The 9,164-nt window shown below is 62.3% G+C and carries 8 protein-coding genes and 1 pseudogene; 4 read left to right on the top strand and 5 right to left on the bottom strand.

What is annotated here, in order from left to right:
* Positions 1-121 precede the first annotated feature (121 nt).
* The 4 genes from BVER_RS23475 to torT all read right to left on the bottom strand — a co-directional run bounded on the left by BVER_RS23475 (position 122) and on the right by torT (position 3,663).
* A complete protein-coding gene (locus tag BVER_RS23475) occupies positions 122-1,021 on the bottom strand; it encodes an ABC transporter permease (protein WP_050455333.1) in 900 nt (299 codons plus the stop codon).
* Positions 1,018-2,466 (bottom strand): sugar ABC transporter ATP-binding protein, encoded by a 1,449-nt coding sequence (locus BVER_RS23480; protein ID WP_232316725.1) that lies wholly within the window; start codon positions 2,464-2,466, stop codon positions 1,018-1,020. Before BVER_RS23480 ends, BVER_RS23475 begins: the two co-directional genes overlap by 4 nt.
* Positions 2,467-2,601: 135 nt before the next feature.
* Entirely contained in the window at positions 2,602-2,772 is a 171-nt protein-coding gene (locus BVER_RS31830) for a hypothetical protein (RefSeq protein ID WP_198155341.1), read from the bottom strand.
* 36 nt (positions 2,773-2,808) lie between these two features.
* Complete coding sequence (torT, locus tag BVER_RS23485; RefSeq protein ID WP_050455334.1) at positions 2,809-3,663, bottom strand: TMAO reductase system periplasmic protein TorT; 855 nt, start codon at positions 3,661-3,663, stop codon at positions 2,809-2,811.
* Between the two features lie 346 nt (positions 3,664-4,009).
* Between torT and BVER_RS32795 the strand changes: the two are divergent.
* Together BVER_RS32795 and BVER_RS34460 are read left to right on the top strand one after the other, a co-directional pair.
* Positions 4,010-5,400, top strand: a pseudogene (locus BVER_RS32795) (hydantoinase/oxoprolinase family protein); the annotation flags it as partial.
* Positions 5,401-5,523: 123 nt separating this feature from the next.
* Positions 5,524-6,036, top strand: coding sequence for a hydantoinase/oxoprolinase family protein (locus BVER_RS34460; RefSeq protein WP_232316726.1), 513 nt, complete (start codon positions 5,524-5,526; stop codon positions 6,034-6,036).
* Positions 6,037-6,112: 76 nt separating this feature from the next.
* On the opposite strand, the gene BVER_RS32805 is transcribed toward BVER_RS34460, so the two are convergent.
* Positions 6,113-6,265: a hypothetical protein gene (locus BVER_RS32805; protein ID WP_198155343.1), complete on the bottom strand. Its 153-nt coding sequence runs from the start codon at positions 6,263-6,265 to the stop codon at positions 6,113-6,115.
* 23 nt (positions 6,266-6,288) lie between these two features.
* On the opposite strand from BVER_RS32805, the gene BVER_RS23495 reads away from it, so the two are divergent.
* Together BVER_RS23495 and BVER_RS23500 are read left to right on the top strand one after the other, a co-directional pair.
* On the top strand, positions 6,289-7,932 hold the full coding sequence (locus tag BVER_RS23495) for a hydantoinase B/oxoprolinase family protein (RefSeq protein WP_269750796.1): 1,644 nt from the start codon (positions 6,289-6,291) through the stop codon (positions 7,930-7,932).
* Between the two features lie 300 nt (positions 7,933-8,232).
* Positions 8,233-9,060, top strand: a complete 828-nt coding sequence (locus tag BVER_RS23500) for a phosphotransferase (protein WP_050455336.1) — start codon at positions 8,233-8,235, stop codon at positions 9,058-9,060.
* The last annotated feature ends 104 nt before the right edge of the window (positions 9,061-9,164 follow it).

Genomic DNA, 9,164 nt, shown 5'->3' on the forward strand with positions numbered 1-9,164 from the left:
CTGCCGACGCTTCGCCGATCACCTCGCGGTGACCTGCGCACGGCTCGGGGCCGATGTGGTTCGCTACTCCTTCATCGCAGTGGACTTTCACCACCTACTCCTTGCCGGTCTACCGGCGCACTCAGAAACAGTGCCGCGGCGGTGACGCGCCAGATGCCGCCCTGCCCGCCGCGCAGCGACACGCCACCGAGCACGGCCGCCGCAATCGACTCGATGGCCGTATTGCCGCCGAGCGTCGGTTCGCCGGTGCCGAGCCGCGCCCCCCGTCCACAGCACGCCCGCGAGCGCCGCGCACAGCGCCGACAGCACGTAGCAGACAACCAGTGTCCGCTCGACCGCGACACCCGATGCGCGCCGCCGGCGCATGGCCGCCCACCGCATAAACATGACGCCCGAGGCGCGAATACGTCAGCATGACCGACACGAGACCGATCACGATCAACCCGATCCACGTGATGACGGGAACGGACAGCAGCGTGCCGCGTCCGACGAAATCCGTGAAGCCGTCGGGCACGCCGTAAAGCGGTACGCCTTTCGTGTAGTAGAGCAGCCCGCCGACCACGACATACGTCACGGCGAGCGTCGCCATGAATGGCACGACTTTGAGTCGCGTCAGGACCAGCGCGTTCGTCAACCCGAGCAGCCCGCCCGCCAGCGCGGCCGCGACGATGCCCGCAACGCACACCATCACCGCCGGCTGCGCGGGAAAATGCGCGCCGAACCAGACCATCGCGCTGACCTGGACGATGGACGCGAGCGCCATCGCCGCGCCCACCGACATGTCGAAGCCGCCCGCGATCATCACGAGCGCCTGCCCTGTCGCCGCGAGCCCCAGCAGCGAAAAATTGCGCGACACGTTGAGCAGGTTGAGGCGCGAAAAGAAACGCGGTTCGGTCCAGGCGAGAAACGCGACGATCAGCACGCACAGGATCGGCGCAATGCCATAGCCGAGCACCACCGACGCGAACCGGAACGTGCGCCGTCCCTCCGGCGCATGAGCGGCAGCCGTGAGCGTATTCACGCGACCTCCCGTTCATCGTTCTGCAACCGATGCCCGAAAAACCCTTCGAGAATGTTTTCCTGCGTCATGTTCTCTCCTTGCAACTCACGCACGATGCTGCCTTCGTGCATGACGTAGATGCGCCGGCTGAGCGCGAGCACTTCCGACAGTTCCGACGAAATCAGCAGCACCGCCGCCCCACGCGCCACGAGATCGGCGATGAACTGATACACCTCAATCTTCGCGCCCACGTCGATACCGACCGTTGGTTCGTCGAAGATGAAGACATCCGTCTTGCGCAGGAGACCGCGCGCCAGCATCACCTTCTGACGGTTGCCACCCGACAGCGACGCGACCGCCGCGCTGGGGTCCATCGGCTTGACGGCGAGACGCTTCATGGCGTCGCGCACGACCGTCTGCTCGTGCTCCTGGCGAATCCAGCCGAACTTCGCCAGATCGAGCGAGGCGATCGCGCAGTTCTCCGCGATCGAACGAATCCCGGCCAGCCCTTCGGCATTGCGGTCGGAGGGGAAATAGCACACGCCCGCGCGCAGCATCTGACGCGGCGAGCGCGGCCGAATATCCTGCTGATTCAGCCGGATGCGGCCCTTTGCGGTCGCATGCAGCCCGAACACGGCGCGGCCGACCGAACCCTTACCGCATCCCACCAGACCCGCGATGCCGACCACCTCGCCCGCCGACACGTTGAGGCTGACATCCGCGAACGAGCCGTCGCCTGCGCAGATCGATTCGATTTCGAGGCACGGCTTGCCCGGCGCATGGTCGATCACGGGAAACAGCGAACCGATTTGCCGGCCTGTCATCATCGCGACGAGCCGCCCCTCCGTGATGCCTTCCGCGCGCGTCACGGTGCCGACGAGCACGCCGTTGCGCAGCACGGACACGCGATCGGCCAGCGACTGAATCTCGCGCAGCCGATGCGACACATAGACGATGCCGACACCGCTCGCCCGCAGTTTCTGCACGATGTCGAGCACGTGATCGGCTTCGCTGTCGGTGAGCGAGGCGGTCGGCTCGTCCAGCACGAGGATGCGCGGCTTGCGGATGATGGCCTTGGCGATCTCCACCATCTGCCGCTCGGCGCGCGACAATTCGCTCACGCGCCGGTTCAGGTCGATGCGGAATCCGAGTTCCGACAAGCGCGTGGTCGCGACCTGCCGCATCTTCCGGCGGTCGATGAATCCCGTTCCTTTGAGCTCCCGGCCCAGAAACAGGTTGTCGATCACCGACATCGTGGGCACCAGGCTGAATTCCTGCAGCACGACGGCGATGCCCAGATCGTTGGCGCGCGTCGGATCCAGCTTCGTGATCGCGACGCCGTCGATCGTCAGACCGGGATCGTCGGGCTGCAACACGCCCAACAGAATATTGATCAGCGTGGATTTGCCCGCTCCGTTCTCGCCGAACAGGACATGGACCTCGTCGGCGTTGAGATCGAAGTCCACTTGGCTCAACGCGCGGTTTCCGCTAAACGTCTTGCTGATGGCTTTGGCGCTTAATATCATGCGACGCTCCGCAAGGCCTCCGGACAGAGAGTTTCAGACTGGACAAGACAGACCGGCGCTGCCGGTCATGCCCGCTCACTGCACCGAGAACACCGGCTGGAAATTATCCGGCGCTTTTTCCTGGTTCATGTCGATCGAGGAATAGTTCTCGGGCGTCAGGACGAAGGGAATCACCGCGTAGTGCTTGTCGATCGGCTGCTTCTGCAATGCCTTGACCGCCAGATCCACGGCGATGCGCGCCTGCATCACCGGATACTCGATCCCTGCCGCCGCGATCTTCTTTTATGCGACATACTTGAGCACCGCCTGATCCTCGCTATGGCCGACGATCAGCGTCTTGTTCATCCCCGCTTCCGCGAGCGCACCGACGGCGCCTTCCGCGGCAGTCGCGGCGCCCCAGATCGCGACGAGATTCGGATTGGACTGAAGCGTATCTTCGACGAGGCGAGTCTGGATCGACAGGCCTGAATCCCCGAATTTCGCGGGCGCGCTCTTGAGCTTCGATCCCTCGATCGACTTGTTGAAGCCTTCGAGATAACTCTCCGCCCAGCCCGAGCCCTGTGTGCCGGGAAACACGCCGACCGTGCCGCCGGTCGCACCGAGCGCGTCCTTCACATACTTGCCGGTCATGTAGCCCTTGTCGACGAAGTTCACGAAGATCTTCGACGTGATTGGCGTATTCGTGACGGGATTCACGAACGAAATCACCGGAATGCCCTTCTTCATCGCCTGCATCATCTTCGGCCCGAGGCCCGATTCCGAAATCGGCGCGGCGAGAATGGCGTCGGGATTCGAGGCGAGGCAATCGTCGAACTGCGCGATCTGCTTGGGCAGATTGTCATAGCCGCCCGCCTCGTAGATGTTGATGCTCGCGCCGAGCCGCTTCGCTTCCTCGGTCAGTCCGTAATCGACACCGACCCAGTAGCTGTCCTTCAAGTGGGGAATGACCGCGCACAGCTTGTACTTCTTGTCCGGCTTGGGCACGGCCTCGAAGGTCTGCTCGGTGCGTTGCTCGCCATCGTAGGCGTAGAGCTTGAATGGCTTCCAGTCGCCGGCGGCGGCATGCGCCGGCATCCACAGTGCGGCGTACAGACTGCATCCGGTTGCAACTTGCTTGCACAGGCTTAGCGCGTTCATCCCTTCTCCAAAAATGAATGTGTCGAAGACCTTGTTACCGCTCTGTCCAACGATTAGTGATACGAAACTTGAGACGAGTTTCCGGGCCATCGAGATCGGCAATGACTCGCCTGACTCGCATCGGAAGATCTCTGCGTCTGCAAACTGTGATCTCACAATAGCACCTAAAAACCATTATCAAAAATGTTTTTTAGCCGCTTTAGATGAAAAATCGCCTTTAAAACTGGTGCTGTGCGCGGCTTCGCCGTCGATTGCGGCCTGAAATTAATGGTTAACCCTGATGATTTTTATTTTTGAATCGCTAAAGTTTCGATTACTGTGATCTCACTTTAACGGAGAGACATTCATGGGCTACACGGTGGGAATCGATGTCGGCGGAACGTTCACCGACTTTGTGGCGCACGATCGCAATACGAACGAAGTGCGCGCCTGGAAACAACTGACCGTGCCGGGCGATCCGGTCAAGGGCATCCTGACGGGACTGGCCGACCGGATTGATCCGGCCGATATCGTCAATCTGCGCATCGGCACGACGGTCGCGACCAATGCCGTGCTCGAACGCAAGGGCGCGAGCGTCGCGTACATCACGACTGCGGGCTTTCGCGATGTGCCCTTCATTCAGCGAGGCAATCGCCGCTATCACTACGACATGACGTGGGTGAAACCGAAGCCGCTCGTGAAGCGCCGGCATTGCCACGAAGTCGCGGAGCGGCTGTCGGCTTCCGGCGAAGTCATGCAGGCCTTGAATGACGCCGAGGTCGAAGCGCTCGCGAAGTCCATCGCCAGCGACGACTCGATCGAAGCCGTCGCGGTTTGCCTGCTGTTCTCGTATCTGAATCCCGTGCATGAACTGCGCATCCGCGAGATCTTCGCGCGCGTGGCGCCGCAGCTTCCCGTGTCGCTCTCATACGATGTCGTGCCGAAGTGGAAGGAATACGAGCGCGCATCCACGACCATCGCCGATGCGTATCTCAAGCCCATCGTCGCGAGCCAGATGCTGACCATGCGCGAGCGGCTCGAACAGGGCGGACAGGTCGCGCACAAGGCCGTGATCAAGTCGACCGGTGGCGAAGCGCTGCCCGAGGCAGTAGCGCAAAACCCCATCCATCTGCTGGTGTCCGGGCCGTCCGGCGGTGTGATCGCAAGCCGTTTTCTGACTGAGATCACAGGCGCGGAAAAGATGGTCACGCTCGACATGGGCGGCACCTCGACTGACGTGTCCACGGTGATGAATCAGCGTGAGCGCTTCACCACTGCGTTCGAGATCGAATGGGGCCTGCCGATCCAGATTCCGATGCTCGATATCCGCACCATCGGCGCGGGCGGCGGCTCGCTCGGATCGACAAGGGTGGCATGCTGCGCGTCGGTCCGCAGAGCGCGGGCTCGTCGCCGGGACCGGCTTGCTATGGCCGTGGCGGCACCGGCGCGACCGTCACCGACGCCAACGTGGTGCTCGGCCGTATCTCACCGGGGAATTTCCTCGGCGGACGCATGACGCTCGATGGCGAGGCGGCAAATCGCATCGTGTCGGCGCTCGCGAGCCAGCTCGGCATGACCGTGCATGAAACGGCGCTCGCGATCGTGCGTATTGCCACCACCAGCATGATCGGCGCGCTCAATTCCATCCTCATCGAGGAAGGCTACGATCACCGAGAATTCATCATCAACGCCTTCGGCGGCGCGGGTCCGCCTCACGCAGCCGAACTGATCGCGGAGATGGGCATTCCGCGCGCCATCATTCCGCACAATCCCGGTCAGTTTTCAGCGTACGGCTTTCTGCATGCGAGCGCGCGCGTCGATCGTCAGCGCACCATGCAGATGACGACGACCACCTTCGATCGCAATCGTGCTCACGAAATGATGAGTTCGCTGATCAAGGAATGCGTGACGGAGCTCACGTCGCAGGGCTATCGCGACAACCTCGTCACCGAATGCAGTCTGGAGATGCGCTATCTCGGCCAGAACTACGAACTGGAACTGCCGATCGAACCGGCCGCGTTCGAACGCGCCGGTGCGGAAGACGGCTTGTGGGAAGCGTTCCACGCCGCGCACAAGAGCCGCTTCGGCTTTTCGACGCCGGGCGAAGTCATCGAGATCGTGACCTTCAGCGCCACGGTGCTCGCCATCACGCAGCATCCGACCTTGCCCGAACTCGCGAAGAGCACCGACGCGCCCGCGCCGCGCAGCCGTCGCAACGTGGGCTTTATCGAAGGCACGCTCGATACGCCGATCTTCTGGCGCGACGACCTGCTCGCGGGACAGTCGATCGCAGGCCCGGCCGTGGTCGAGGAAGCGGCGTCCATCACGCTGGTCATTCCCGGCCAGACCCTGACGGTCGATGCGTTCGGCCACCTCATCATTCAGGCCAACTAGGAGCCAGCACGCGATTCTCGGAAAACGGCTACTTCATCGAGGAATACATCAAGTGCAGCAATTGCGGGAAGCTGATCTACGGCAGCCCCGCATCGCAGCGCGGACGGACGCGCTTTTGCAGCGACTGGTGCGAACACTGGAGCGCGGCGCAGCCCGGCGCATACGACAAGGTGCCCCAGGTGCTCGGCGCGGTGCCGCCGCTCGGGCAGGATCTGGTGATGATGAACATCCTCGATTCGGTGATGGTGGTCCATCTGCCGCGAAATGGGCATCCTGCTAATGAAGACGTCCTACTCGACTATCTTCAACGAAGGGCTCGACTTTACCTGCGCGCTGGCCAATACGCGCGGCGAGATGATCGCCTGCGCGGAGTTCTGTCCAACCATGATCGGCGGCATGCCGCTACTGATTCAGTCGTGCATGCAGGAAATCGACATGAAGGGATTGAAGGAAGGCGATGTGATCCTTCACAACGATCCCTATCGCGGCGGTCTGCACATGCCGGAACATACGTTCTTCAAGCCGATTTTCGTGGATGGCGAAATCATGGGCTTTGCGGTGTGTATCGGGCATATCGCGGAAATCGGCGGCTCGGTGCCGGGCGCGTTCTCGGGCGAATCGACCGAGATCTTCCATGAAGGCTTGCGCGTGCCGCCCGTGATGATCCGGCGCGAAGGCAAGGACGTCGACGACGTATGGAAGCTGCTGCTCGCCAACACGCGCACGCCGCGCACCAACTTCGGCGATCTGCGTGCCATGATCGCGGCGGTCGATCTAGGCGAAAAGCGCCTGATGGAAACAGTCGAAAAGTACGGCAAGGTGGTGTTCCAGCAGACCAGCGACGACCTGATGAACTACTCCGAGCGCCGCATGCGCGCCGAGATTCAGGCGTTTCCCGATGGCGTGTACAGCTTCGACGACATCATCGAGAACGATGGCATCACGGCGGAGCAGCGCCGTATCAGCGTGGATATCCACGTGCGCGGCGACGAGGTCGTGGCCGATTATTCGCGCAGTTCTCCGCAGGCGCGCGGCCCGATCAATGCCACGCTCGGCGTGACGATGGGCGCGACCTACAACGGTCTGCTGCATATGACCGATTCGACCGTTCCGAAGAATTCCGGCTGTTTTCGCCCGATTCGCGTGCTGGCGCGGCCCGGCTCGATCACGAACGTCGACTATCCGGGTCCGCTCGTCGCCGGCAATACGGAAACGCATCCACGGCTTGCAAACATGGTGATCGCGGCAATGTCGGCGGCCGCGCCGCAACGCGCGATGGCATCCGAATCCGCCACCAGCAACAATTTCGTCTTCGGCGGCACCGACGACGCCACCAGCGAGTATTTCGCCTGCTACGACCTGATGTGCGGCGGCTGGGGCGGACGTCACGGCGCGGACGGCAACGATGCCGTCACGGCGATCAACGGCAACTGTCGCTTCAGCCCGACCGAAGTCTTCGAGACGCGCTATCCGATCACGGTCGAATGCTTCGAACTCGTGCCCGACTCGGGCGGCGCGGGCCAGTGGCGCGGCGGCCTCGGCTTCCGGCGCGTGCTGCATATCGACACGATGTCGATCACGGCAAGCCAGTGCACGGACCGTCAGCAGTTGCCGCCCTACGGCCTGTTCGGCGGCCAGCCCGGCGGCATGAGCAAGACGCTGTTTCAGACCGACGGCGGCGAGGCATGGGCGAGCGCGGTGCAGCGTTTCGGCAAGGCATCGTCGAGCAAGTATTCGAACATCACGCTGAATCCGGGCGATCGCGTCGAACTCGTCGTGCCGGGCGGCGGCGGATACGGCGACCAGGCGCTGCGCGATCCGCAGGCCATCGCGGAGGATGTCGCCGAAGGCTTCGTCACGGCAGCAGGCGCCGCGGCGGCGTACCACGGCAAATAGCGCAACCCCGAGCCGGACGGACGATGGCGCAAGTCGTCCGTTTCGGCTGCATCGACCCGTTCTCGTGATCGCCAAAAAATTCAATGACCCGCTCTGTCCTTAGTAGTACTACCGCCACCGCGCTCGATCTGGATCAGCATCTGAACACGCCCTCGCCACGATTCTCGACGGAGGAAGCGGAGCGGATTGCATCGAAGGAATACGGGCTCGACGTCCGCGCGAGCGAGTTGTCCGGCGAACGCGACCGCACGTTTCTATTGACGGACGCGCTGGGCAAACGCCTCGTGCTCAAGATCAGCAATGCCTGCCGATACGAAACCGATTCGCGAGTTCCAGAGCGGCGTGTTGCGTCATATCGAAGCATCCGATCCGACGCTTCCCGTTCCCCGGTTGATCCCGACGCTCGCGGGACACGACGAATTCTCCGTATCGAATCGTGACGGCGAGGGTTTCTTCGGCTCGCTGGTGAGCTTTCTTCAAGGCGATCCTGCTGCGGCGCGTCCGAGCACGCGGCAGCGCCGGATCAACTTCGGCAGGACACTCGCGCAACTGGACGACGCGCTGGCCGGCTACACGCATCCGAGCGACCGGCGCGTGCTGTGCTGGGACCTGATGCATGCGGCGCAGTTGCTCGATATCGTGGGTGTGATCGAGGACAGTGCGTTGAGGCGGTCGGTCGCGCACTTTCTGGAGCGTTTCGACGTGGAGGTGCGGCCGCAGGTCGAACCGTTGCGCACGCAGATCATCCACAACGACGCGAACAACAACAACCTGCTTCTGAACCCGAGCGATTCCGACTCGGTGTCGGGCATCATCGATTTCGGCGATATGGTGCGCGCGCCACTGGTGAACGAGGTCGCGGTCTGTGCATCGTATGAACTGCATGGCGATGCCGATCCGATCGGATGCATTCTCGACGTGATCGAGGGATATGCCCAACGCATTCCGTTGTTCGAGAACGAGATCAGGCATGTCTTCGATCTCGTACTGGCGCGACTCGCGATCCGTCTGCTGATCACCAATTGGCGCGCGCAGCGCTATCCGGACAACCGGCCTTACATCCTGCGCAACACGCTGCCCGCGCGGCATGCGTTCGAACTGCTTGCTAGTGTTCCGTCCCAGAAATAACTTTATATAAATCCAACATGTTCTATGATCGACTTATGGTGTGCGGGAGACGATCGTGGGACGTAAGGGAATCGAGGTTCTCGTGTCCAATCTGGAGCGAGAAC

Origin of the sequence: Candidatus Burkholderia verschuerenii (assembly GCF_001189365.1) — a bacterium.
Taxonomy (GTDB): domain Bacteria; phylum Pseudomonadota; class Gammaproteobacteria; order Burkholderiales; family Burkholderiaceae; genus Caballeronia; species Caballeronia verschuerenii.

Coding starts and splice junctions, on each gene's coding strand:
- BVER_RS31830 (WP_198155341.1), bottom strand. CDS start 2,772: ATGCAGGCGCGCATCGCCGTGGATCTGGCGGTCAAGGCATTGCAGAAG.
- BVER_RS32805 (WP_198155343.1), bottom strand. CDS start 6,265: ATGTTCATCATCACCAGATCCTGCCCGAGCGGCGGCACCGCGCCGAGC.
- BVER_RS23500 (WP_050455336.1), top strand. CDS start 8,233: ATGCCTGCCGATACGAAACCGATTCGCGAGTTCCAGAGCGGCGTGTTG.
- torT (WP_050455334.1), bottom strand. CDS start 3,663: ATGAACGCGCTAAGCCTGTGCAAGCAAGTTGCAACCGGATGCAGTCTG.
- BVER_RS34460 (WP_232316726.1), top strand. CDS start 5,524: ATGAGTTCGCTGATCAAGGAATGCGTGACGGAGCTCACGTCGCAGGGC.